The 24,090-nt window shown below is 73.2% G+C and carries 22 protein-coding genes; 14 read left to right on the forward strand and 8 right to left on the reverse strand.

What is annotated here, in order from left to right; genetic code table 11:
- Nucleotides 1-8: 8 nt before the first annotated feature.
- The 9 genes from BCAV_RS08865 (at nt 9) to BCAV_RS08905 (ending at nt 10,634) form a co-directional block, all read left to right on the forward strand.
- Nucleotides 9-1,010 carry an AAA family ATPase gene (locus BCAV_RS08865; RefSeq protein WP_015882256.1) on the forward strand — a complete coding sequence of 334 codons (1,002 nt, stop codon included), beginning with the start codon at nt 9-11 and terminating at the stop codon, nt 1,008-1,010.
- A 29-nt stretch (nt 1,011-1,039) separates the two neighbouring features.
- Nucleotides 1,040-2,335 (forward strand): DUF58 domain-containing protein, encoded by a 1,296-nt coding sequence (locus BCAV_RS08870; RefSeq protein ID WP_015882257.1) that lies wholly within the window; start codon nt 1,040-1,042, stop codon nt 2,333-2,335.
- Nucleotides 2,332-4,596, forward strand: a complete 2,265-nt coding sequence (locus tag BCAV_RS08875) for a transglutaminase-like domain-containing protein (RefSeq protein ID WP_015882258.1) — start codon at nt 2,332-2,334, stop codon at nt 4,594-4,596. The genes BCAV_RS08870 and BCAV_RS08875 overlap by 4 nt, the downstream gene beginning before the upstream one ends.
- Nucleotides 4,597-4,606: 10 nt before the next feature.
- On the forward strand, nt 4,607-5,968 hold the full coding sequence (locus BCAV_RS08880) for an FHA domain-containing protein (RefSeq protein WP_015882259.1): 1,362 nt from the start codon (nt 4,607-4,609) through the stop codon (nt 5,966-5,968).
- Nucleotides 5,969-6,178: 210 nt separating this feature from the next.
- Nucleotides 6,179-7,948 carry a 2-isopropylmalate synthase gene (gene leuA / locus BCAV_RS08885; protein WP_222836678.1) on the forward strand — a complete coding sequence of 590 codons (1,770 nt, stop codon included), beginning with the start codon at nt 6,179-6,181 and terminating at the stop codon, nt 7,946-7,948.
- 2 nt (nt 7,949-7,950) lie between these two features.
- On the forward strand, nt 7,951-8,595 hold the full coding sequence (locus BCAV_RS08890; RefSeq protein ID WP_015882261.1) for a riboflavin synthase: 645 nt from the start codon (nt 7,951-7,953) through the stop codon (nt 8,593-8,595).
- 34 nt (nt 8,596-8,629) lie between these two features.
- Nucleotides 8,630-9,361 (forward strand): DNA repair protein RecO, encoded by a 732-nt coding sequence (gene recO / locus BCAV_RS08895; protein WP_015882262.1) that lies wholly within the window; start codon nt 8,630-8,632, stop codon nt 9,359-9,361.
- Nucleotides 9,358-10,191: an isoprenyl transferase gene (locus tag BCAV_RS08900; protein ID WP_083769997.1), complete on the forward strand. Its 834-nt coding sequence runs from the start codon at nt 9,358-9,360 to the stop codon at nt 10,189-10,191. Before recO ends, BCAV_RS08900 begins: the two co-directional genes overlap by 4 nt.
- A gap of 83 nt (nt 10,192-10,274) precedes the next feature.
- Entirely contained in the window at nt 10,275-10,634 is a 360-nt protein-coding gene (locus tag BCAV_RS08905; RefSeq protein ID WP_043346895.1) for a VOC family protein, read from the forward strand.
- Here BCAV_RS08905 and BCAV_RS08910 read toward each other — a convergent pair.
- Entirely contained in the window at nt 10,621-11,196 is a 576-nt protein-coding gene (locus BCAV_RS08910; RefSeq protein WP_015882265.1) for a dihydrofolate reductase family protein, read from the reverse strand. The genes BCAV_RS08905 and BCAV_RS08910 overlap by 14 nt on opposite strands.
- A 153-nt stretch (nt 11,197-11,349) precedes the next feature.
- On the opposite strand from BCAV_RS08910, the gene BCAV_RS08915 reads away from it, so the two are divergent.
- Nucleotides 11,350-12,966 (forward strand): glycoside hydrolase family 10-like protein, encoded by a 1,617-nt coding sequence (locus BCAV_RS08915; protein WP_015882266.1) that lies wholly within the window; start codon nt 11,350-11,352, stop codon nt 12,964-12,966.
- A gap of 53 nt (nt 12,967-13,019) precedes the next feature.
- Here the strand turns inward: BCAV_RS08915 and BCAV_RS08920 are convergent, their stop codons facing one another.
- Genes BCAV_RS08920 through BCAV_RS08940 form a run of 5 tightly spaced genes read right to left on the reverse strand, consistent with a single transcriptional unit; the run spans nt 13,020 to nt 16,692 of the window.
- The gene (locus BCAV_RS08920) at nt 13,020-13,574 is read right to left on the reverse strand and encodes a DedA family protein (RefSeq protein WP_015882267.1); all 555 of its coding nucleotides are present in this window, start codon (nt 13,572-13,574) and stop codon (nt 13,020-13,022) included.
- Nucleotides 13,571-13,996, reverse strand: coding sequence for a Fur family transcriptional regulator (locus BCAV_RS08925; protein WP_015882268.1), 426 nt, complete (start codon nt 13,994-13,996; stop codon nt 13,571-13,573). The genes BCAV_RS08920 and BCAV_RS08925 overlap by 4 nt, the downstream gene beginning before the upstream one ends.
- Nucleotides 13,996-14,928, reverse strand: coding sequence for a metal ABC transporter permease (locus tag BCAV_RS08930; protein ID WP_015882269.1), 933 nt, complete (start codon nt 14,926-14,928; stop codon nt 13,996-13,998). The genes BCAV_RS08925 and BCAV_RS08930 overlap by 1 nt, the downstream gene beginning before the upstream one ends.
- Nucleotides 14,925-15,761, reverse strand: a complete 837-nt coding sequence (locus BCAV_RS08935; protein WP_015882270.1) for a metal ABC transporter ATP-binding protein — start codon at nt 15,759-15,761, stop codon at nt 14,925-14,927. The genes BCAV_RS08930 and BCAV_RS08935 overlap by 4 nt, the downstream gene beginning before the upstream one ends.
- Nucleotides 15,754-16,692 (reverse strand): metal ABC transporter substrate-binding protein, encoded by a 939-nt coding sequence (locus BCAV_RS08940; RefSeq protein WP_015882271.1) that lies wholly within the window; start codon nt 16,690-16,692, stop codon nt 15,754-15,756. Before BCAV_RS08940 ends, BCAV_RS08935 begins: the two co-directional genes overlap by 8 nt.
- A 140-nt stretch (nt 16,693-16,832) precedes the next feature.
- On the opposite strand from BCAV_RS08940, the gene BCAV_RS08945 reads away from it, so the two are divergent.
- Both BCAV_RS08945 and BCAV_RS08950 read left to right on the forward strand, forming a co-directional pair.
- Nucleotides 16,833-18,221, forward strand: a complete 1,389-nt coding sequence (locus BCAV_RS08945) for a glycine--tRNA ligase (RefSeq protein ID WP_015882272.1) — start codon at nt 16,833-16,835, stop codon at nt 18,219-18,221.
- A gap of 5 nt (nt 18,222-18,226) precedes the next feature.
- A complete protein-coding gene (locus BCAV_RS08950) occupies nt 18,227-19,495 on the forward strand; it encodes a YibE/F family protein (RefSeq protein WP_015882273.1) in 1,269 nt (422 codons plus the stop codon).
- 22 nt (nt 19,496-19,517) lie between these two features.
- On the opposite strand, the gene BCAV_RS08955 is transcribed toward BCAV_RS08950, so the two are convergent.
- Nucleotides 19,518-20,288: a thioesterase family protein gene (locus tag BCAV_RS08955; RefSeq protein ID WP_015882274.1), complete on the reverse strand. Its 771-nt coding sequence runs from the start codon at nt 20,286-20,288 to the stop codon at nt 19,518-19,520.
- Between the two features lie 105 nt (nt 20,289-20,393).
- Here BCAV_RS08955 and dusB point away from each other — a divergent pair, with 105 nt between their 5' ends.
- Nucleotides 20,394-21,587: a tRNA dihydrouridine synthase DusB gene (dusB, locus tag BCAV_RS08960; RefSeq protein ID WP_015882275.1), complete on the forward strand. Its 1,194-nt coding sequence runs from the start codon at nt 20,394-20,396 to the stop codon at nt 21,585-21,587.
- A gap of 35 nt (nt 21,588-21,622) precedes the next feature.
- On the opposite strand, the gene BCAV_RS08965 is transcribed toward dusB, so the two are convergent.
- Nucleotides 21,623-22,660: a LacI family DNA-binding transcriptional regulator gene (locus tag BCAV_RS08965; protein ID WP_015882276.1), complete on the reverse strand. Its 1,038-nt coding sequence runs from the start codon at nt 22,658-22,660 to the stop codon at nt 21,623-21,625.
- Between the two features lie 173 nt (nt 22,661-22,833).
- Between BCAV_RS08965 and BCAV_RS08970 the strand changes: the two genes are divergently transcribed.
- Nucleotides 22,834-24,075, forward strand: coding sequence for a sugar ABC transporter substrate-binding protein (locus BCAV_RS08970; protein WP_015882277.1), 1,242 nt, complete (start codon nt 22,834-22,836; stop codon nt 24,073-24,075).
- The last annotated feature ends 15 nt before the right edge of the window (nt 24,076-24,090 follow it).

Genomic DNA, 24,090 nt, shown 5'->3' on the forward strand with positions numbered 1-24,090 from the left:
AGGAACCCATGACCACGACTGACACCCAGCAGGCGACCATGACGCCCGAGCAGGCGGCCTGGTTCGCCGACACGTTCACGCGTCTCGTCGACAACGTCGGCCTGGCCGTGCTCGGCAAGCCGGACGCCATCCGGCTGGCCTTCACGTGCCTGCTCTCGGGCGGCCACATGCTGCTCGAGGACTTCCCGGGCACGGGCAAGACGTCGCTCGCGCGAGCCCTCGCTGCGACCGTCCAGTCGAGCCACAGCCGGATCCAGTTCACGCCGGACCTGCTGCCGTCGGACGTCACCGGCGTGACGATCTTCGACCAGGAGTCCAAGCGCTTCGAGTTCCACCAGGGCCCGATCTTCGCGTCCATCGTGCTCGCGGACGAGATCAACCGCGCCTCGCCGAAGACGCAGTCCGCGCTCCTGGAGGTCATGGAGGAGGGCCGCGTCACGATCGACGGCACGCCGCACGACGTCGGCCGGCCGTTCCTCGTCATCGCGACCCAGAACCCCATCGAGCAGGCGGGCACGTACCGGCTCCCGGAGGCGCAGCTCGACCGGTTCCTCATGAAGTCGGCGCTCGGCTACCCGGATCACGCCGCGACGCTGCAGATCCTCTCCGGCGCCGCCGTCCGTGACCGCACGGCGACGCTCGCCCCGATGATCACCGCCCAGGCGGTCGTGGACATGGCCGACCTCGCGTCCACCGTGTATGTCGACGCCGCGGTCCTCGAGTACGTCTCCCGGCTGGCGGAGCAGACGCGGAACAGCCCCGAGATCACCCTCGGCGTCAGCGTCCGCGGCGCGCTCGCCCTCGTGCGGTCCGCCAAGACCTGGGCCGCGTCGCAGGGCCGCCACTACGTCGTGCCCGACGACGTCAAGGACCTCGCCCAGCCCGTGCTCGCGCACCGCCTCGTGCTCGACGCCGAGGCGGAGTTCGAGGGCGCGACGGCCACCCTCTCGCTCGCCCGCATCCTCAGTGAGGTCGTCCCGCCGCAGCAGCGGGCCGGCGTCGAGGCCTGAGGCGCACGCAGCCGGAGACGATCGAGCGCATGAGCCAGACCCGGACGAGCCCGCCGGCCGCCTCCCAGGAGGCGGCCGCGCAGCCGCATGCCGGGACGACGACGCGCGCCGCGCTGTTCGCGACGACGGCGGCCACGCTCGTCGCCGGCGTCCGTCGGGTCTCCGGCGCGCTGCACTGGGTGAGCCGCGCCGCGTGGGTGACCCTCGGCGTCGTCGTCGCGGCGGCGATCGCCGGCTCGGTGCTCGGCTGGGTCGAGCTCGTCGCGATCGCCGCGGGACTCGGGGCGGTGCTCGTCGCCGCGATCGCGTTCACGATCGGCCGCCACCCCTACGCCGTCAGCCTGCGTCTGCGGGACCACCGCGTCGTCGTCGGCGAACGTGCCATGGGCGGGATCCACGTGGTCAACGTGGGGGAGCACCGCGTGCTCCCCGCGCGGATCGAGCTGCCCGTCGGGGCCGGACGGGCCGGGTTCGCGCTCCCCGCGCTCCCGGCCGGCGGCGAGCACGAGGAGCTCTTCGCGATCCCGACGCAGCGGCGCAGCGTCATCCAGGTCGGCCCGGTCCGCTCCGTGCGCGGCGACCCGCTGGGGCTGCTGCGCCGCACCGTGACCTGGACCGAGCCGCAGGAGCTGTACGTCCACCCGCGGACCATCCGCCTGTCGAGCTCGTCGGCGGGGTACGTGCACGACCTCGAGGGCCGGGAGTCCCGCGACCTCACGAGCGCCGACCTCAGCTTCCACGCGCTGCGCGAGTACACCCCCGGCGACGACCGGCGCACCGTGCACTGGCGGTCCTCCGCACGCACCGGCACGCTCATGGTCCGCCAGTTCGTCGAGACGCGGCGCTCGCACCTCGTGCTGCTGCTCTCGCGGAACCGGCGGGACTACGCGAGCGACGCCGCCGAGGCCGAGTTCGAGCTCGCCATCAGCTCCGTCGGGTCGTTCGGGCTGCAGGCGGTCCGCGACGAGCGCGACCTCTCTGCGCTCACCACGCACGAGGCGCTGCGCGCCGGAACCGCCGACCAGCTGCTCGACGAGCTCACCCGCCTCGAGCTCGGCTCGGGGACCGCGTCGCTCGTCGACGGCGCGCGTGAGGTCAGCCGGGACTTCCCGCGCGCGTCCATCGTCGTCATGGCGTGCGGGTCGGGCGTGACACCGCACCAGCTCCGTGCCGCGGCGTCCGTGCTGCCGTCCGGCGCCCAGGTGCTCGCGATCCGCGCGCACTCGGGCGGAGAGACGCTCGTCCGGCGGGTCTCCGGGCTCGCTGTGCTCGAGATCGGCTCCCTCACGGAGCTGCCGCGCGCCCACCGCAAGGCCGAGCGATGACGGCCGCCGCCGCTCCGACGACGCGCGCCGCGGGCCGCTCGAGCACCCGCGCCGCGAGCTGGTGGACCGCCGCCCGCGCCGCCGACGTCGCCGTCCCCGTGCTGCTCGTGCTGCTGGCGCTCGTGCCGCTGTGGCCGGTCTACCTCACCGGGAGCGCCCTCGCCGCCGGGATCGGGGGCGTCGCGCTCGGTGCGGGGGTGGCCGTCGCCGGTGCGTGGCGCCGCTGGCCGACGCTCGTGGTCGTCGCCGTCGCGCTCGTCGTCGTCCTCGCCACCTCCGGGCTCGCCGCTCCCGACACGGCGATCGCCGGCATCGTGCCCACGCCGGACACCTGGCAGGCGTTCGGCGTCGGCATCGTCCAGGCGTGGAAGCAGGTCCTCACGCTGCTGCCGCCGCTCGGGGCGTCCGGGTTCACGCTCGTCGTCCCGTACGCGCTCGGCTTCACCGCGGCCCTGGTCGCCGTCACGATCGCGCTGCGCGCCCGCCGCGGAGCCACCTTCGCCGTCGTCCCGCCGGCCGTCGTCGGCCTCATCGCGATCCTGTTCGGCACCACGCAGACCGTGCTCCCGGTCGTCGTCGGCGTCCTGGCCGTCGTGGTCGGGCTCGGCTGGACGACGTGGCGTGCGGGCCGTCTGCAGCCGGGCCGCGCCCCGGCGGTCGCGACGCTCGCCCTCGTGGGTGCGCTCGGCGCCGGCGTCGGCGTCCTCGGCGGACCGGGCGACGCCGACCGATTCGTGCTGCGCGACGTCGTCGTCCCGCCGCCGCTGGAGCACGACTACCCGAGCCCGCTGGCCGGTTTCCGTGCCTACCTCAAGCTGCACGAGGAGGAGACGATGTTCACGTTCGACGGCGTGGAGCCCGGCGCCGTCGTCCGCCTCGCGACGCTCGACTCCTACGACGGCACCGTCTGGGACGTGACCGCCGACGGCGCCCCCGGCGGCGGTGAGTTCCGGCGCGCCACCGACCGGTTCGTCACCGAGCTCGACCCCGACGCGACCGGGATCGGCGTGCGGATCGGCGCGTACGACGGCGTGTGGATCCCGACCATCGGCGACGTCGAGGACCTCGACTTCACCGACGTCGACGCCGCAGCGCTGGCGGACGGCCTCTACGTCAACCGAACCACGGGCACCGTGCTGACCACGGAGGGCCTCGGCGAGGACGACGCGTACCGGCTGACGACGGTGCCGCGTGCCGCGACCACCGCCGAGGAGCTCGACGGGCAGCCGATCGCGGACATCCAGATGCCGACCGCGCAGAACTTCCCCGACCTGATCGGCAGCGTCGCCGGGCGTCTCGTGGAAGGGGCCACGACCGACGTCGACCGCGCCCGCGCGCTCGCCGACGGGCTGGCCCACGAGGGCTACTTCTCTCACGGCCTCGAGGGCGACGCGCCGTCGGAGGCGGGGCACGGGTACGCGCGTCTCGCGACGCTCCTCGGCGAGGAGGAGATGATCGGCGACGAGGAGCAGTACGCCGCCACGATGGCGCTCATGGCCCGCAGCCTCGGATGGCCGTCGCGCGTCGTGCTCGGCTTCGAACGCCCGGAGGGGGAGTCCGGCGAGGAGTGGGCCGTGCAGGGCGGTGACGTCACGGCGTGGGTGGAGATTCCGTTCGAGGGCGTCGGGTGGGTCGCGTTCGACCCCACCCCGGACGAGGACAACGTCCCGCAGAGCGAGGACCCGTCGCCGCAGGACCGGCCGCAGCCCCAGGTGCTGCAGCCGCCGCCGCCGCCCGTGGCCGCGCCCGACGTCCCGACGCAGGACCGCGACGAGGTCGACGTGGAGGACTCCAGCCCCGACCGCGAGAGCGTCCTGTCGAACGTCCTCGGCTACGTGGCAGCGATCGGCATCCCGCTGCTCGTCGTCGTCGCTCCGTTCGTCGTCGTGGCCGTGCTCAAGGCCCGCCGACGGCGCCGCCGCCGCTCGCACGGCGAGGGCACGCAACGGATCGCCGGCGGCTGGTCCGAGCTGATGGACAACGCCACCGACCTCGGCCACCGGTCGAGGTCGGTGATGACGCGTTCCGAGCACGCCCGCGGGCTGTCGACGCGGTTCGGCGAGGCCTCGGGCGGTACCGTGGCACTCGCGCACCGTGCGGACGCGGGGGTCTTCGCACCGACCGAGCCCGACCCGGTGGAGGTCGAGGCCTTCTGGGCCGACGTCGACTCCGCCGTCACGCGACTGCGCACCGGGGTGCCGTGGCACCGCCGGATCCGTTCGCGTGTGTCCGTGCGGTCGTTGCGCCGCTCGGGGAGATAGAGGTCGAGGGATGTCGCTGACCGCCGCCGCGGTGCCCGCACCTGCGCAGCCGTACGTCGGGGAGGCGTTCCGGGGGCCCTGGCCGAATGACGGCGCCCGCCTCACCTACCGCCGGGAGGCGATCGCGGCGCTCGCGCCCGCGTACGCGGCGCCGTCGCGGTTCTGGCTCGCGCTCGCCGCCTGGGTGTGCGGGGCGATCGGTGGCACGCTCCTCGGCACGGGCGTCGGCGCGATGGCGACCGGCACGTTCGGCACGGTCGTCGGCATCGTCATGCTGCTCGTCGGCCTCGCGCTGGGCGTGCTCGGCGCGGTGCTCGGCGTCGGCGTCATCCGTACCGGCACGGTGTTGTCCCGCGCGCTCCAGGGGTGGCTGGCGATCGGGCGGGAGGACCGGTTCCTCGGCCTCGGGCAGCTGCTCGGCGGCACCGGGATCGCGCGCGTCGTGCTCGGCGCGCTCCTGCTCCTCGGCGGGATCGGGTCCGTGCTGCAGGGCGTCAGCGCGCTGGGCGGACCGCAGGGTGTCGGCACGGCGCTCCCGCTCCTCCTCGGCTCCGTGGCGTCCTGGGTCACCGGGGTCACCGTGGCGCTCGGCGTCATCCGGATCCAGCGCGGGTTCTCGGGGACGACGCCTGCCGCCGTGGCCACCGCCGCGGCACCCGGGCCCGGCCCTGACCCCGACCACGGCGCCTGGACGGGTCCCGCCACCTCGCCCTCGGCGGACGACATCGCACGCTGGCCCACCGGGGCGCCCATCGCGAAGGTCGCCGGCGCAGGCGAGGGTGCGACGCCGAGCACGGCGGCCGACGCCGCGGCTCCCGGTGCGCCGCACGGGATCGTCACCGCCGTGCCCGGCTTCGCGCCGCCCGCCGTGCCGGGTGCAGCGCCGGCGCCTGCACCCGCCCCGGTGCCCCCGGCCGAGCCGGCCGTCCCGGTGCCCCCGGCCGAGCCGCCCGCCACACGGCCGGACGAGGTCGAGGACTCGACCCTCCTGCGCCAGGACGTCGAGGCGACCCGGCTGTCGAGTCCTGCCGAACCGCCGCAGGTGCGCGTGAGCCTGAGCGACGGGACCGCGCTCGAGGCCGGCCGGACGCTGGTGGGGCGCTCGCCCGGCGCCCGGGAGGGCGAGGACGTCGACGCGTTCGTCGCGGTGGCCGACCGGTCCGTCTCCAAGACGCACCTGCTCGTGGAGATCGCCGACGGCGTCGTCACCGTCACCGACCGGGCCTCGACGAACGGGACGGTGCTCGAGACCCCCGGCGGTACCCGTCCGTGCGCGCCCTGGATCCCCGAGGTCGTGCCGATCGGGGCGCGGGTGCGGTTCGGGGCCCTCGTGCTCGTCGTCGAGGACGCCGCGCGGCTCGCGAGCCAGTGACGAGCCCGTGACCCACGACGGTCCGCGACCGTGCGGGGCGGCCGGGCGCCGTCGTGCGCTATCGTGCTTGACGTGTGCTCCCGAGAGCAGCTCTCGCAGCTTCTTCCTTGCCGCGACGAGGCCCACTAGGCCGGCCCCTCGTCGCGGCGGTTGTCGTGCCCGGCCGAGAAAGGCCCCCACGAAGGACTGACCCAGAGCGGCGAGGAACCCATGAACACCACAGCACAGACCCGGCCTGACGCGACCCGTCCGGACGGACGCCGGATGCCGATCGGCAAGTACCGGCCCTTCCTCGACGTGAACGGCATCGACCTGCCCGACCGGCAGTGGCCGTCACGTCGCATGACGCACGCCCCCCGGTGGCTCTCGACCGACCTGCGGGACGGCAACCAGGCGCTGATCGAGCCGATGGACCCGGCCCGCAAGCACCAGATGTTCGAGCTGCTCGTCCGGATGGGCTACACCGAGATCGAGATCGGCTTCCCTGCGGCGAGCCAGACGGACTTCGACTTCGTCCGGTCGCTCATCACGTCGGACGCGATCCCCGAGCACGTCACCGTCTCGGTCCTCACGCAGGCGCGCACCGACCTCATCGACCGCACGGTGTCGTCGCTCGTGGGTGCACATCGGGCGACCGTCCACATGTACAACGCCACGGCCCCGGTGTTCCGGGACGTGGTGTTCCGGACGGACAAGAACGGCACGAAGCGGCTCGCCACCGAGGGCACCCGCGACGTCATGGACTACGCCGACAAGTACCTCGACTCCGACGTGATCTTCGGGTACGAGTACTCGCCGGAGATCTTCATCGACACGGAGCTCGACTACGTGCTCGAGGTGTGCGAGGGCGTCATGGACGTCTGGGAGCCGGGGGACGGCCGGGAGATCGTGCTCAACCTGCCGGCGACGGTGGAGCGAGCGACCCCCAACGTCTACGCCGACCAGATCGAGTGGATGAGCCGCCACCTGTCGCGGCGCGAGCACGTCTCGCTGTCGGTCCACCCGCACAACGACCGCGGCACCGCCGTCGCCGCCGCGGAGCTCGCCGTGCTCGCGGGGGCCGACCGCATCGAGGGCTGCCTGTTCGGCCAGGGGGAGCGCACGGGCAACGTCGACCTCGTCACGCTGGGGATGAACCTGTACAGCCAGGGCATCGACCCGGGGATCGACTTCTCCGACATCGACGGCATCCGGCGCACCGTGGAGCACTGCACGCAGATGGACGTGCATCCGCGTCACCCGTACGGCGGGGACCTCGTGTACACGGCGTTCTCGGGATCGCACCAGGACGCGATCAAGAAGGGCTTCGACAAGCGGACCGCCGACGTCGAGGCGGCCGGCGGCGATGAGGAGGCGGTGGCCTGGGCGGTGCCCTACCTGCCCGTCGACCCGCACGACGTCGGCCGCAGCTACGAGGCCGTCATCCGTGTGAACTCCCAGTCCGGCAAGGGCGGCGTCGCGTACCTCATGTCCACCGAGCGGCACCTGGACCTGCCGCGCCGGCTCCAGATCGAGTTCAGCCGCATCGTGCAGCGGTACACGGACGCCGACGGCGGCGAGATCACCGCCGACCGGCTGTGGGAGATCTTCACCGACGAGTACCTGCCGGCGTCGGACGAGTCCGGGCTCGAGCACTGGGGCCGTTTCGAGCTCCGCTCCACGCAGGTGTCCTCGTCCGCGGGCGACGAGCCGGACGCGCTCGTCGTCGCGCTCCTCGACGACGGCACCGAGCACGAGCTGCGCGCGAGCGGGAACGGCCCGGTCGACGCGTTCACGGCGGTACTCGCCCAGCGCGGCGTCGAGGTCGCCGTCATCGACTACACGGAGCACGCCCTCTCGGAAGGTGGGGACGCGATCGCCGCGGCGTACGTCGAGGCGGACGTCGACGGCCAGGTGCTGTGGGGGGTCGGGCTCGACGCCTCGATCACGACGGCGTCCTTCAAGGCCATCGTCTCCGCCGTCAACCGTGCGGTGCGCTGAACGTGTTCACGGGGATCGTCGAGACGATCGGCGTCGTCGTCGACCTGCGGGCCGACGACGACGCCGCCCGGCTCACCGTGCGCGGCCTCGCACCCGAGCGGATCGGTGACTCGCTCGCCGTCGACGGCGTCTGCCTCACCGTCACGCGACGCGACGGCGACGAGGTGGAGCTCGACGTCATGCCGGAGACGCTGCGCCGCAGCACGCTCGGCGCGCTGCGAGCCGGTGACCGCGTCAACCTCGAGCGGGCGGTGCGCGCCGACGGACGGCTCGACGGCCACCTCGTCCAGGGGCACGTGGACGGCGTCGGCAGCCTGGTGCGCCGTGCGCCCGGCGCGCGCTGGGACGACCTCGAGCTCGACGCGCCGGCCCCGCTGCTCCGGTACGTCGCGGAGAAGGGGTCCATCGCCGTCAGCGGCGTCTCGTTGACGGTGACCCACGTCGGCGGCACGACGTTCGGCGTCTCGCTCATCCCGTCGACGCTCGCGGGCACGACGCTCGGCGGCCTTGCTCCCGGGGACCGCGTCAACCTCGAGGTCGACGTCGTCGCGAAGTACGTCGAGCGGCTCCTCGACGCCGGCGTGGGCCCGGCCGCGGCGAGCCGGTCGGCCGGCGACGGCGCGGCGAGCGCCGTCGGCGAGCCGTGAGGCCGGTGTCGGTGCCCCGGGAGAGAATGACTCGGTGAAGCTGTACCGGGACGAGGCAGTCGTCCTGCGCACCCACAAGCTCGGCGAGGCCGATCGCATCCTCACCCTGCTCACCCGGCACCACGGCCAGGTCCGCGCCGTGGCGAAGGGTGTGCGTCGCACGTCGAGCAAGTTCGGCGCGCGGCTGGAGCCGTTCGGCGTCATCGACCTGCAGCTGTACGCCGGGCGCAGCCTCGACGTCGTCACGCAGGTCGACACGCTCGCGCCGCACGGGCGCAGCATCGTCGGGGACTACGCGCTGTACACGACGGCGACGGCGATGGTCGAGACGGCCGAACGTCTGACGGAGATCGAACGGGAGCCGGCCACCCAGCAGTACCTGCTGCTGGTCGGCGCACTGCGCGCGCTCGCCGAGCGGGCGCACGCCCCGACGCTGGTGCTCGACTCCTACCTGCTGCGCTCGCTGGCCGTCGCGGGGTGGGCGCCCACCTTCACCGACTGCGCGCGGTGCAGCCGCGAGGGCCCGCACCGCGCCTTCTCCGCGCCGATGGGCGGGGCGCTGTGCCAGGCGTGCCGCCCGCCGGGCGCGGCGGCTCCGGCGGCCGAGACGTTCCTGCTGCTCGGAGCGCTCCTGGCGGGCGACTGGGCCCTCGCCGACGCGAGCGACGAACGGCATCGCCGCGAGTCGAGCGGGCTGGTCGCCGCGTACCTGCAGTGGCACCTCGAGCGGCAGCTGCGGTCGTTGCGGCACGTGGAGCGCGCGTGAGGCGTGGTGGTCCCGAGGGCTCGGGGCGGCGGCGCTCCGCAGCGTCCACGACGACGGCGCCGGTCGCGCCACCGCCGCATCCGTCCGGGGCGCGACCCCCACGGATCCCGGCCGAGCTGGTACCTCGTCACGTCGCCGTCGTCATGGACGGGAACGGGCGCTGGGCCAACGCCCGTGGGCTGCCCCGCACGGAGGGCCACGCGGCGGGCGAGGCCGTGCTGCTCGACGTCGTGGCGGGCGCGATCGAGCTCGGGATCACCCATGTCAGCGCGTACGCGTTCTCCACGGAGAACTGGAAGCGCTCGCCCGCCGAGGTGCGGTGGCTCATGGGGTTCAACCGGGACGTGCTGCGGCGGCGGCGCGACGAGATGAGCTCCTGGGGCGTCCGGGTGCGCTGGGCGGGGCGCCGGCCGCGGCTGTGGCGCAGCGTCATCGCCGAGCTCGAGGAGGCGGAGCGGGTCACGCGTGACAACGCGCTCTGCACGCTGACGATGTGCGTCAACTACGGCGGCCGCGCGGAGATCGCCGACGCCACGAGGGCGATCGCGCGCGAGGTGGCCGCCGGACGCCTGGACCCCGAGCGGATCACCGAACGCACGCTCGCGCGCCACCTCGACGAACCGGACATGCCGGACGTCGACCTGTTCCTGCGTACCGGGGGAGAGCAGCGCGCCTCGAACTTCCTCATCTGGCAGTCGGCCTACGCGGAGATGGTGTTCCTCGACAAGCCGTGGCCCGACGTCGACCGCCGGGACCTGTGGGCAGCGGCGCTCGAGTACGCGCGCCGGGACCGGCGCTACGGCGGGGCCGTCGACGCGCCGTCCGCCTGACCCCCCGGGAGCTGCGGCCATCTCGGATGAGACGACGCCGGCGTGGCCCGCCGATGTCGGCCTCGCTCCTTAGGGTGGTGGGCATGACGCTGAGCATCGGACAGGTGACCACCGACTCGACCGACCCCGGGCCGCTCGCGCGGTGGTGGGCCGACGTCACCGGGGGACAGGTCGTGGCGGAGCACGACGGGTGGTTCTACATCGTCCAGGGCCCGGGCGGGGCCTTCGCGTTCCAGAAGGTCGACGCTGTGACCCCCGGCAAGAACAAGGTGCACGTCGACTTCGCGACGACCGACGACCTGGACGCCGTGGCCGACGAGCTGGTCGCGGCAGGGGCGAGCCTCGTCGCGAAGCGCGGAGACGATGCGTTCCGCTGGATCACGCTGACCGACCCGCAGGGGAACGAGTTCTGCGTCGCGTCGGAGCACCTCACCGAGGACTGAGCGCGTACTCCAGCTCCACGAGCCCGTCGGGGAACGCACGCGACGCCACGCGCTCCACCGGCCGGCGGCGCAGGTCGGTCGGCACCGGGCGGACGCCGTCGCCGAGGAGGACGGGCAGCACCACGAGGCGGAGATCGTCGACGGCGCCTGCCCGGAACAGCTGGTCGGTCACGTCGAAGCTGCCCCACACGACGACGTCGCCGTGGCGGTCGGCGACCTCTCGCACCAGGGCGGCGGCGTCGCCGGCGATCACCGTGGCCGGGGCGTAGGCACCCCACGGCGCCGCCGGAAGGTTCCGCGACAGCACGTACTTCGGCGCGGCGTTCAGCCGATCCGCGATCGGATCCGCCTCGGAGGCGTCCGTGGGCCAGTACTCGACGAACATCCGGTAGGTGCTGGCGCCGAGCACGATCGCGCCGATCGCCGACGCCCACTCGGCGTTGGCCTCGTCGAACTCGCGACTCGCTCCACCGCCCATGTCGTCGAACAGCGTGAACGCGCCGTTCGAGTCGGCTCCGAAGCCGTCGGCGGAGACGAACTGCTGCACCACGATGCGACCCATGGGGGACGTCCTTCCTCGGCGGTCCCGCGTGTGCACCACGCCGACCGGAGCCCGGCAAGCGCGACTTCACCCCCGCCATGTCAAGGGCTTACGCCTGCGGAGGCGTGCGTGTAACTTACCAACCATCGATCGGCCCAACGAAGGGAAGAGACGGTGGGACAGCTCAACCACACGCACGACGGCGCCCCGCACGGCGTGCAACGCCGCACGTTCCTCACACTCGCCACGGCCGGGGTCGCGGCGAGCACGCTCACCGTCACCGTCGGCTCCATGACGCCGGCGGCGGCCACGCCGTCGGCGGATCCCGCTGCGTTCCTCAAGCGTGAGCTGCGCGCGATGTGGATCTCGTCGGTGGTGAACATCGACTGGCCGTCCGCCACCGGCCTGAGCGCCGAGGCGCAGCAGGCGGAGTACCTGCACTGGCTCGACGTCGCTCAGGACTTCCGCCTCAACGCCGTGTTCGTCCAGGTGCGCCCCACCGCTGACGCGTTCTGGCCGTCGCCGCACGAGCCGTGGTCGCAGTACCTCACGGGCGTGCAGGGCCAGGACCCCGGCTACGACCCGCTCGCGTTCATCGTGGAGGAGACCCACAAGCGCAACCTTGAGCTGCACACCTGGTACAACCCGTACCGCGTGTCGATGCAGGCGGACCCGGCGCAGCTGGTCCCGGAGCACCCGGCGCGCGTGCACCCCGACTGGATCTGGCCGTACGGCGGCAAGCTCTACTTCGACCCGGGGCTCCCCGAGACGCAGGAGCACATCCAGGCGGCGATCCTGCACTCCGTCGAGAACTATGACATCGACGGCGTCCACTTCGACGACTACTTCTACCCGTACCCGGTCGCCGGGCAGACGATCCCGGACGCCGAGACGTACGCGACGTACGGCGCCGGGTTCGACGACGTCGGGGACTGGCGTCGGCACAACGTCGACACGTTCATCTCGTCGATCTCCGCGCGGATCAAGCAGGTCAAGCCCTGGGTGAAGTTCGGCATCAGCCCGTTCGGGATCTGGCGCAACGACACCACCGACCCGCTCGGGTCCGCGACGCGCGGCTCCCAGTCCTACGACCTGCAGTTCGCCGACACCCGGAAGTGGGTGCTGGAGGGCTGGCTGGACTACATCAACCCGCAGGTCTACTGGCAGATCGGCCTCGCCGTCGCCGACTACTCGGTGCTCGTGCCCTGGTGGGCGGACGTGGCCGCGACCAGCGGGACGCACCTGTACATCGGGGAGGCGTTGTACAAGGTGACCTCCGGCGTCTTCACCGACCCGGCCGAGCTGGCGAACCACCTCGCGCTCGACCGCGACGTGACCGAGACCGTCGGGCCCGTGCACGGCAACGTCTACTTCTCGGCGAAGCACGTGCCGGCCGACCCGGCGGGCTCGATGTCCCTGGTGCGCGACGGCTACTACGTGCACCCCGCACTGGTCCCGACGATGCCGCACCTGCCGGGCACGGAGGTGCGGACACCCCTCCTCGCTCTGGCGAACTGGCGCGACGACGGCGTCCGCGTGCACTGGACGGACATCGGCGGCCGTCGGCACCGGGCGACGTCGTTCGCGATCTATCGCGTCGAGGGCCACCACCGCGAGATCGACGTCGAGAACCCCGCGACGCTCATCGCCACGCAGCGCGCCGAGCGGCACCTGGTCCAGGACTACCTGGACGCGAGCGCGGTGCCCGGCACGCCGTACTCCTACGCCGTGACAGCGCTGGACCGGCTGTGGAACGAGTCGGCGCCCTCCCGCGTGCGGTGGGCGATCTAGCTCCGGCGGACAGATCCGACGGACAGGGCCGGGCGGTCCGGAGCCGGGCGAGCTCAGCCGCGCGGGGCGGTCTCGACAGGGACCTCGTCCCGCGCGGCGGCGCGCCGGCGCCGGCGCGTCACGACCACCGCGGCGACGACGGCGGCGAGCAGCACCGCTGACGCGGCGATGCCCCACCCGGAACCGGTCGCCGCGGCCGCGATCGCCAGGAACGCACCGAGGCCGACCGTGGCGTAGATGAACGCCCACGCGATGCAGCCCGGAACCATCGCGATCGTGTACCTCGGCCACGGCATCCGCACGAGGCCGGCGGCGGCGTTCACCATCGTCTGGAACCCGACGGTGAAGAAGCTGAGCGTGACGGCGAGCGGCCCCCACCGGTGCACGAACCCGAGCGCGCGCGTCATCCCCGGCGAGTCGAGGCGGCTGGCGAGGCGCGTGTGCCACACACCCGCGGCGACGGCGCGGCCCAGCCAGTAGGTGGCCTGGGCGCGCAGGAGCACGATGCCGAAGAGGGCGACGACGACCCAGCCGAACGGGAACCCGTCGAGGCCGTAGGCGGCGGCGACGTCGTCCGTCGGTTCGAGGAGCGAGCCGGCGACCGTCACGGCTGCGCCGACACCTTCGCACGGGCGGGCGCGCTCGCGGCGCGGGAGCACTCGGCGCAGGTGCCGACGAGCTCGGCGGTGTGGTCCACCTCGGTGAAGCCGTACTCCTCGCCCATGAGGCGAGCCCACCGCTCGACGGCGGCCGCGTCGATCTCGACGGCGCGGCCGCAGACGCGGCAGACGAGGTGGTGGTGGTGCGTCCGCCGCGCACACCTCCGGTAGATCGACTCGCCGTCGTCGCTCCGCAGGACGTCCACCTCGCCGGCGTCGGCGAGCGCCTGCATGGTGCGGTAGACGGTGGCGAGACCGACGGCGTCGCCGCGTTCGCGGAGCAGCTCGTGCAGCTGCTGCGCGCTCCGGAAGTCCTCGACCTGCTCGAGCAGCTCGGAGACGGCGGCACGCTGTCGCGTCATGCGCTGCATCAGCTGCCCTCCTTGGTGAGCACGACGTCGTCCGGAAGGTCCGGATGAGGGTCCCTGTGGGCCGTTGCCGCCCGCCCGCGCACGCGCGCGACGACGGGTCGCAGGGCGGCAGTCACAGCGTAGAGGGCGATCGCGAGCACCACGATCATCGCGCCGGGCGCGAGCGGGCGGATGTACGTGATGACGAGGCCGGTCACGCAGACGACCACCCCGACGCCCATCGCCACGGCCATCGTGCGGCCGAACGAGCTGGCCACGAGCTGCGCGACGGCGACCGGCACGATCATGACCGCGCTGACGAGCAGCAGGCCGACGACGCGCATCGACACGGTGACGGTGAGCGCTGCCACGACGGCGATGGTGAGGTTGAGGGCGCGGACCGGCAGCCCCGTGGACCGTGCGAAGTCCTCGTCCTGGCAGACGGCGAACAGGGCGGTGCGCAGACCGAGGCCGACGACGAGCACCCCGACGCCCATCCCGACGATGAGCCACAGGTCCGAGACGCTCACCGTGGAGATCGAGCCGAACAGGTACGCCATGAGGTTGGCGTTGGTGCCGCCGGCGATGCCGATGAGCAGCACGCCGCCGGCGATGCCGCCGTAGAACAGCAGGGCGAGGGCGACGTCCCCGCTCGTGCGCCCCCGTGCCCGGACCACCTCGATGAGGATCGCGCCGACGACGGCGGCGACGATCGCGCCGGGGATGGCGAGCACGTCGTGCGGGGTGAGCGCCATGGCGTTGCCGACGAGCCACCCGGCGGCCACGCCCGTGAGCGCGACGTGCCCGACGCCGTCGCCGAGCAGGGCGAGCCGCCGCTGGACGAGGTAGGTGCCGATCACCGGCGCGGCCAGCCCGACGAGCGCCGCGGCGATGAGCGCGCGCTGCATGAGCGGGCTGGTCAGCATCTCGGTGACGGTCTGCCAGTCGGTCACGTCGTGCTCCAGGGTTCGACGTGGAGCGCGCCGGGGACGGCGGCCGCGGCGGCCTCGGTGGCGTGCGCGTGGGTGTGCTCGTGCCCGACGCCGCGGTGGCCGGGAGCCGGGCGAGGCGGGGCGCCGTCGTGCACCACGCGCCCGTGGCGGAGCACGACCGCCCGCGAGATGAACGGGACGAACGCCTCGATCTCGTGGAGCACCACCAGGACTGTCGTCCCCTCGTCGCGCAGCTGCGCCATGGTGGTGGTGAACGCGTCCTGGCTCGGCCGGTCGACGCCGGCGAGAGGCTCGTCGAGCACCAGGAGCTCGGGCCGGCGCGCGAGGGCGCGCGCGATGAGCACGCGCTGCTGCTGCCCGCCGGACATCTCGCCGACGCTGCGGTGCGCACGGTCCGCGAGGCCGACGCGGTCGAGCGCCTCCCGTGCCCGTGCGCGCGCGCCGCGCGGCGGACGGAGGCGCCCGTGCGCCAGCAGGCCCGCGACGACCACCTCGAGCGCCGTCGCCGGAACGCCCGAGGCCGCCGTCGAGCGCTGGGGCACGTACCCGAGGCGGGTCCACGGCACGCGAGAACGCTGCGTGACGTCCACGCCGAACAGCAGGGCGCGCCCGGCGCTGGGCGACTGGATCCCGACGAGCGTGCGCACCAGCGTGGACTTGCCGGAGCCGTTGGCGCCGAGCAGGGCGACGAACTCGCCGGCGTCGACCCGCAGGTCCACGTCGGCAAGGATCCGGGAGCCGCCGATCGCGACGTCGAGCGCGCGCGTCTCCAGGACCGCCGGCGTGAGCTCGTCGTCCGCCGCGCAGCCGACGTCGGCGGGGACGTCAGGCACAGTCGAGCGCCGTCCTCAGCGCGTCGAGATTGGCGCGCATGATCGTCAGGTAGTCGGCGTCCGGGTCCGTGAGCCCCTCGACCGGGTCGAGGAGGGCCGTCGTCACCCCGAGGTCGTCCGCGAGCACCTGCGCGACCTGCGGGTTGACCAGGCTCTCCGTGAAGATCGTGGTCACGCCCTCAGTCTCCACCACGTCGGAGATCTCACGCAGTCGTGCGGGCGAGGGCTCGGCCTCGGGATCGACGCCGGAGATGCCGACCTGGTGCAGGTCGTACCGCTCGGCGAGGTACCCGTACGCCTCGTGCGAGACGACGATGGTCCGGTTCGTGCACGTGGCGAGGCCGTCGGCGAACGAGGTGTCGAGCTCCTCGAGCTCGGCGCGCAGGTCGGCGGCGTTCGCCGCGAACTCGTCGGCCCGGTCCGGCTCGGTCTCGGCGAGGGACGCGGCGACGGCGTCGCCCGCGTCCGCCAACCGCGTCGGGTCCAACCAGAAGTGGGGGTCCGACGCGCCGTCGTGGTCGTGCCCGTCGTCCGTGTGCTCGCCCTCGTGCTCCTCCTCGTGGACCTCGAGACGCGCCGCGTCCGCGACGTCGAGCACGTGCTCGGGCTGGGCCTGCGCGACGGCGTCGTCGACGGCGGGCTGGAAGCCCGAGAGGTAGACGACGAGCCCGGCGTTGCCGAGCGAGGCGACGTCGGCGGGGGAGAGCTCGAGATCGTGCGGCTCGGCACCGGCCGGCGTCAGGCTCGACGTGGTGACGGCGTCGCCCCCCACGCGCTCGGCGACGAACTGCAGGGGGTAGAACGAGGCCATGACGTCGAGCCGGCCGTCGTCGGACGCCGGAGCGGCCTGGCCGCACGCGGTGAGGGCGAGGGCGGCGGCGCCGGTGAGGGCCGCGACGGCAGCACGGGTCGAGGTCGAGCGGAGTGGCATGAGAACGATTCTCTCCTTAGATGAGAACCGATGTCAAAACAGGGTGGGCTCCGTCAGGACCTGCGCGGGGGACACGGTAGGTTGAGCGCTTCGCCGCCCGCACCCGCCAGGTGCGGTACCGAGTAGAGGAGAACTCCATCGTGGCCAGCTCGTCCAGCCGTCTCGACGCCGTCGTCAGCCTCGCCAAGCGCCGAGGATTCGTCTTCCAGGCCGGCGAGATCTACGGGGGTTCCCGCTCCGCGTGGGACTACGGACCGCTCGGCGTCGAGCTCAAGGAGAACATCAAGCGGCAGTGGTGGCGCGCGATGGTCACGAGCCGCGACGACATCGTCGGGCTCGACTCCTCGGTCATCCTCCCGCGCCCCGTCTGGGTGGCGTCCGGGCACGTGGGCGCGTTCTCGGACCCGCTCACCGAGTGCCTCTCCTGCCACAAGCGCTTCCGCGAGGACCACCTCATCGAGGAGTTCGAAGAGCGGAAGGGACGCGCTCCCGAGGGCGGGCTCGCCGAGATCGCGTGCCCGAACTGCGGCACCCGCGGGCAGTGGACCGAGCCCCGTGACTTCAACATGATGCTCAAGACGTACCTCGGCCCGGTCGAGGACGAGTCGGGGCTGCACTACCTGCGGCCGGAGACGGCCCAGGGCATCTTCGTGAACTTCGCGAACGTGATGGGCGCCGCGCGCAAGAAGCCGCCGTTCGGCATCGCGCAGATCGGCAAGTCGTTCCGGAACGAGATCACGCCGGGGAACTTCATCTTCCGCACGCGCGAGTTCGAGCAGATGGAGATGGAGTACTTCGTCGAGCCCGGCAGCGACGAGCAGTGGCACCAGTACTGGATCGACGCGCGCACCGACTGGTACGTCGACCTCGGCATCGACCGGGACAACCTGCGGCTCTACGAGCACCCCGCCGAGAAGCTCTCGCACTACTCCACCCGCACGGTCGACATCGAGTACCGCTTCGGGTTCACCGGCAGCGAGTGGGGCGAGCTCGAGGGGATCGCGAACCGCACCGACTTCGACCTCAAGACCCACTCCGAGCACTCCGGACGTGACCTGTCCTACTTCGACCAGGGCAAGAACGAGCGGTGGGTGCCGTACGTCATCGAGCCGGCGGCCGGCCTGACCCGCTCCCTCATGGCGTTCCTCGTGGAGGCGTACGCCGAGGACGAGGCACCGAACACCAAGGGCGGCGTCGACGTGCGCACCGTCCTGCGCCTCGACCACCGGCTCGCCCCCGTCAAGGTCGCGGTGCTGCCGCTCAGCCGCAGCGGCGACCTGTCGCCGAAGGCCCGCGGGCTCGCGGCCGAGCTGCGTCAGGCGTGGAACGTCGACTTCGACGACGCCGGGGCGATCGGTCGGCGCTACCGGCGGCAGGACGAGATCGGCACGCCGTTCTGCGTGACCGTCGACTTCGACACGCTCACCGACGACGCCGTCACCGTCCGGCACCGTGACTCGATGCAGCAGGAGCGGGTGGCGCTGTCGAAGGTCCGCGGCTACCTCGCGGAGCACCTCGTCGGCGCCTGACACGGATGGCGAAGCACTCGGAGCCGGGCGGGCCCGCGGACGACGCTGACGGCGTCGTCGCGCACGAGCACGGCGCGATCACGCTCCCGGACGCCGAGGCGCGCCGAGCGCGCACCGTGCTGCTCGCGTGCGTGCTCCCCCTGCTGGTCGCGACCGTCGCAGGACTGCTCGCGCTGTGGCCGCGGGGCGACACCCCGATCGGGTCGATCCCGCTCGGCGCGCCGGGGGTGACGTTCGACGAGGCGGTGGTCCTCGAGGGCACCCAGGGCGCGGACACCGAGGTGCTCGTGCGCCTCGAGACCGGGCAGGGCGCCGGGCAGAGCGTGCCGATCCAGGTGCCGCCGGAGGTCGCGCGCGAAGGCGTCGACGCCGGCGCCCGCATCCGGGTCATCTTCGTCCCGGAGGCGCTGGGGACCGGGGTGCCGTACGTGTTCGTGGACTTCGACCGCGACGTCCCGATCGGCATCCTGGTGGGGATCTACGCCGCCGTCGTGCTGCTCGTCGCCCGGTGGCGCGGCCTGGCGGCGATGGCGGGTCTGGGCATGTCGCTCGCCGTGGTCGGCTTCTTCGTGGTGCCCGCGCTCATGCTCGGGACGTCGCCGCTGCTCGTCGCGCTCGTCGGGTCGAGCGCCATGATGTTCGTCTCGCTGTACCTCGCGCACGGGGTCTCGATCCGGACGACGACGGCGCTGCTCGGCACGTTCGGGGGCCTGGCCGTGACGACGGCGCTCGCGGCCTGGTCGACCGGCGCGGCCCGGCTCGTGGGGACCGGTTCGGAGGACCAGGTGATGCTCGCGGGCACGTTCCCCGACCTGTCGCTCAGCGCGCTGCTGGTGTGCGGGATCGTCATCGCCGGGCTCGGCGCGCTCAACGACGTCACGATCACGCAGGCGTCGGCCGTGTGGGAAATCCACGCGGCGGACCCGACGGCGTCGCGTCGGCGCGTGTTCTCGCGGGCCATGCGCATCGGCCGGGACCACATCGCCTCGACCGTGTACACGCTCGCGTTCGCGTACGTCGGGACGGCGCTGCCGCTCATCATGCTCGCCTCGCTGTACGACCGGACGCTGCTCGGGACGCTGACGACGGGGGAGATCGTGGAGGAGGTCGTGCGCACGCTCGTCTCCTCGATCGGGCTGGTGCTGGCCATCCCGGCGACGACGGGCATCGCGGCGCTGCTCGTGCGCTCCTCCCGCGCCCGCGGTGAGCGCGAGTCAGACCCGAGCGCTCGAGTCAGACCCTCCGGAGGGTCTGACTCGAGCGCGGGGGTCTGACTCGCCGACGGGGATCGCTGCGTCAGAGCCGCCGGACGAGGAGGCTCTGCGCGCTCGTGCCCCACGGCCCGCCCGCGTCGTGGAGGACGCTGCTGGTGAGACCGGCGCCCGTGGGCCCGAACGAGACGGCGGTGTCGAAGCCGAGCCAGCCGTCGTCGGGCGCTCGGAACGCGTGCGCGGTCAGGTCGACGTTGGGGAACGCCACCTCGCGCGGGTCCGCGCGCACCGTGAGGCCGTTGGAGCCGTCGATCAGTCCGGCCGCCCGGGCGAGAGGGCTCACCGGCTCCCCGTCCAGGAGCGGCACGTCGGTCCGGACCCAGAACCCCGCCCGGCCCGGGCCGAGCGCGACGCGCCGCACCTCGACCGACCGGATGAACCCGCCGGGCCAGACCGTGGCGGGGTCCCACGGGTCCATGGTGTCGGGGCCGGGGAGTGCCGGCAGGTCCGTCGCGGCGAGCGTGGCGGTGTCGCCCGCCTGCGTGAGCCAGGCGCGGAGCGTGAGGCCGCGCCTCTGGCCGTGCGACAGCTCGGCCTCCACGAGCTCGACGCTGCGGCCCGGCCTGAGCACCCGCACGGCGGTGTGCACGACGTCGAGCGGGATCGTCCCCCAGATGTCGTACGAGAGCCGCGTGACCGCCAGGTCGTGCCGCCCGCGGGCGTCCCGGTCGACCTCGACGAGGTGCGCCAGCAGGCCGAGCGCCGGCGCGATGTGCTGCTCCCGGGTGTTCCAGGCGCCGGACACGTGGTCCGTGGGGCGGAACGACGTCTCGTCGACGCGGTGGAAGTAGGGCACGCTGCGCTCCTGACGCTGGTCCGGCCGGGCTACCGAGCCTGGCACGTCGCGCCGCGTGCCGGGGTCCATCGCACCCCACCGCGGGCGACCTGGGAGAATGGGCGCGTGACCACTCTGCGACTCGGGCCGCTCGCGCTCGGCACGCCCGTCGTGCTCGCCCCCATGGCGGGCGTGACGAACGCGCCGTTCCGCGCGCTCTGCCGTGCCGCGGGCCGGGACGGCCTGGGCGCCGACGCGTCGTCCGACGTGCTGGCCAGCGACGCTCCCGAGGGGCTGTACGTCTCCGAGATGGTGACGTCGCGGGCACTCGTCGAGCGGACGCCGGAGTCCATGCGGATCATCACCGCCGCTCCCGACGAGCGGGTGCGCAGCGTGCAGCTCTACGGCGTCGACCCCGCCACCGTTCGCCTCGCGGCGCGCATGCTCGTCACCGAGGACCGCGCCGACCACATCGACCTCAACTTCGGGTGCCCCGTGCCGAAGGTGACCCGCAAGGGTGGCGGCGCCGTCCTGCCGTGGAAACGCGACCTGTTCGCCGCCATCGTGCGCGCCGCCGTCGACGAGGCGGCGCCGTCGGGCGTGCCCGTGACGGTGAAGATGCGGATGGGCATCGACGACGACCACCTCACCTACCTCGACGCCGGCCTGCTCGCGCAGGAGGCCGGAGCCGCGTGGGTGGCGCTGCACGCCCGGACGGCCGAGCAGTACTACTCCGGCGAGGCGCGGTGGGAGGCGATCGCGCGGCTCAAGGAGACGGTCACCGACGTCCCGGTCCTGGGCAACGGCGACATCTGGTCCGCGGAGGACGCGCTCGCGATGGTGCAGCAGACCGGGTGCGACGGCGTCGTCGTCGGCCGCGGCTGCCAGGGCCGACCGTGGCTGTTCACGGACCTGGTGGCCGGGTTCGCCGGCTCGGCTCGGAGGGTGCGGCCCGGCCTGGCCGACGTCGCGGCGACGTTCCGGCGCCACGCGGAGCTCATGGTCGATCACTTCGGCGAGGAGGAGCGTGCCCTGCGCGAGCTGCGCAAGCACGCGTCCTGGTACCTCAAGGGTTACGTCGTGGGCGGCGAGGCGCGCGCCGCGCTCGGTCTGGTGTCGTCGCTCGCCGAGCTGGACGACAGGCTCGCCGCGCTCGACCTCGACCAGGCGTACCCGGGCGAGGGCGCCGAGGGGCCGCGCGGCCGGGCGGGGTCGCCGAAGGCGCCCAGCGTGCCGGCAGGCTGGCTCGACTCGCGCGACGTCGACGCCGAGCTGCGCGCGATGCTCGCGGAGGCGGAGCTGAGCGTCTCAGGGGGCTGAGTCCCGGCGTCCGCCTACCCGGGGGCGAGCGGAGCTCACGACGGCGGGGCCGCCTTGGGCACCGGGCCGGTGGACCCGCGCACGATGAGCTCCGGGTCGAAGAGCAGCTCGGGCCGGGCGGGGGATCCGGCGATCTCCGCGAGGAGCGTGTTCACAGCGGCCTGGCTCATCGCCTCGACCGGCTGCCGCAGCGTGGTGAGCGGCGGGTCGGTGAACGGCATCAGCGGTGAGTCGTCGTAGCCGATCACCGAGACGTCCTCGGGAACACGCAGCCCGGCAGACCGCACGGCCCGGATCGCGCCGAGCGCCATGAGGTCGGAGCCGCAGACGATGGCCGTGTACCCCTCCCGGACGAGCTCGCGCCCCGCTGCCTGGCCGCCCTCCACGGTGAACAGCGTGGTGCGGACGTGCTCCTCGCCGTCGTCGGTCCCGACGTGATCGGCGAGCGCCTTGATGAACCCGTCCCGCTTGAGGACCGCCGGCAGCAGCCGTGAGGGTCCGATCGCGAGCGCGATCCGGGTGTGCCCGAGCGAGACGAGGTGACGCACCGCCAGGTGCATGCTGAGGCGCTCGTCGGCGGACACGGCCGAGGCGTCGAGCCGCTCGGGCTTCCCGTTGACGAGGACGAACGGCACGCCGCGGGTGTGCAGCCGTTCGTAGCGATCGACCGGGGCCTGGGTGTCGGCGTGCAGCCCGGAGACGAAGACGATGCCGGCGGCGTCCGCGGCGAGCAGCGTCTCGACGTACTCGTCCTCGGTCGCGCCGCTCGAGGTCTGCGTACAGAGCATCGGCGTGTAGCCGTGGTGCGCGAGCACCGTCTCGATCGACTGGGCGAACGCCGGGAACACCGGGTTGGTGAGCTCCGGCAGGACCAGGCCGACGAGCCCGGCGGACGTCGCCTCGGGCAGGCGGGTGCGTTCGTAGCCGAGGAGGTCGAGCGCCTCGTAGACGGCGCGCCGCGTCTCCTCCGCGACGCCCGGTTTGCGGTTGAGGACGCGCGACACGGTGGCCGTGCTGACCCCGGCTTGTTCGGCCAGGTCCTTGAGCCGGGTTCGCGTGGTGGAACCAGCCACGGCACCTCCTCCTCGTCGTCGGCGTCATCGGTGCAGGGCGAGACTACGCCGTGAAAAGCGTTGCTGGAACGTTACCGCAACAACTTGCAAGAACGCCAGACGCGCGGTTACGGTCGCCACCACAGGGTCGGAGCGGACTTCGGCCGGACGTCACACTCGTTGGGAGACACACGATGCGACGGAGCATCCCGTTCGCCGCGCTCGCCGTGAGCGCCGCTCTCGTCCTGACCGCCTGCGGAGGCAGCGCGGGCAGCGGCGAGGAAGAGACACCGGAGGCGACCGAGTCGGCTCCCGCTGCCGACGGCGGCACGATCACCGTCTGGGTCGACGAGACCCGCCAGGCCGCCGTCGAGGAGGCCGCCGCCGTCTTCGAGGAGGAGACCGGCGCCACGGTCGAGCTCGTCCTGAAGAACTTCGAGGACATCCGCACGGACTTCCTCGCCCAGGTGCCCACCGGCGAGGGCCCCGACATCACGGTCGGCGCGCACGACTGGCTCGGCGAGCTCACGGCCAACGGCGTCGTCGCCCCGATCGAGATCGGCGACATGGCGGGCGAGTTCGAGCCCGTCTCGATCGAGGCCTTCACGCAGGACGGCCAGGTGTACGGGCTGCCGTACGCCGTCGAGAACATCGCGCTCATCCGGAACACGGCGCTCGCGCCCGAGGCTCCCGCCAGCTGGGACGACGCCGTCGCCGCCGGCACCGCCGCGGGGACCCAGTTCCCCCTCCTGATCCAGGTCAGCGAGGAGGGCGACCCGTACACGATGTACCCGTTGCAGACCTCGTTCGGGGCGGGCGTGTTCGAGCAGAACGACGACGGCACGTACGCCCCGGAGCTCGCGCTCGGCGGGGAGCCGGGCAACGCGTTCGCCGGGTGGCTCGCGGAGCAGGGTGCGGCCGGCGTGCTCGACACGGCAGTGACGTACGACATCGCGGTCGCCGCGTTCGCGGCGGGCGACTCGCCGTTCATCATCGGCGGCCCCTGGATGATCGAGAGCTTCCCGGGTCTCGACCTCGCGATCGACCCGATCCCGAGCGCCGGCGGCGAACCCGCTCGGCCGTTCGTCGGCGTGGCCGGCTTCTACCTCAGCGCGCAGAGCGAGAACGCGATCCTCGCGAACGACTTCCTCGTCAACTACATGTCGACCGAGGAGGCCCAGCTCGCGCTGTACGAGGCGGGCAACCGGCCGCCGGCCCTGACGGCCGCCGCCGACGTCGCGTCCGAGGACCCCGTCACCGACGGCTTCCGTGCCGTCGGGGCGGACGCCTTCCCGATGCCGTCGATCCCCGAGATGGCCTCCGTGTGGGAGTTCTGGGGCGTGACCGAGGCCGGCATCATCAGCGGCTCCCTCGAGCCCACCGCCGGCTGGGAGAAGATGGTCACCGACATCCAGGGCGCGCTCGACGCCGCCTGACGCCGCGGCGCGGCG

This window comes from Beutenbergia cavernae DSM 12333 (genome assembly GCF_000023105.1).
In the GTDB taxonomy this organism is placed as follows: domain Bacteria; phylum Actinomycetota; class Actinomycetes; order Actinomycetales; family Beutenbergiaceae; genus Beutenbergia; species Beutenbergia cavernae.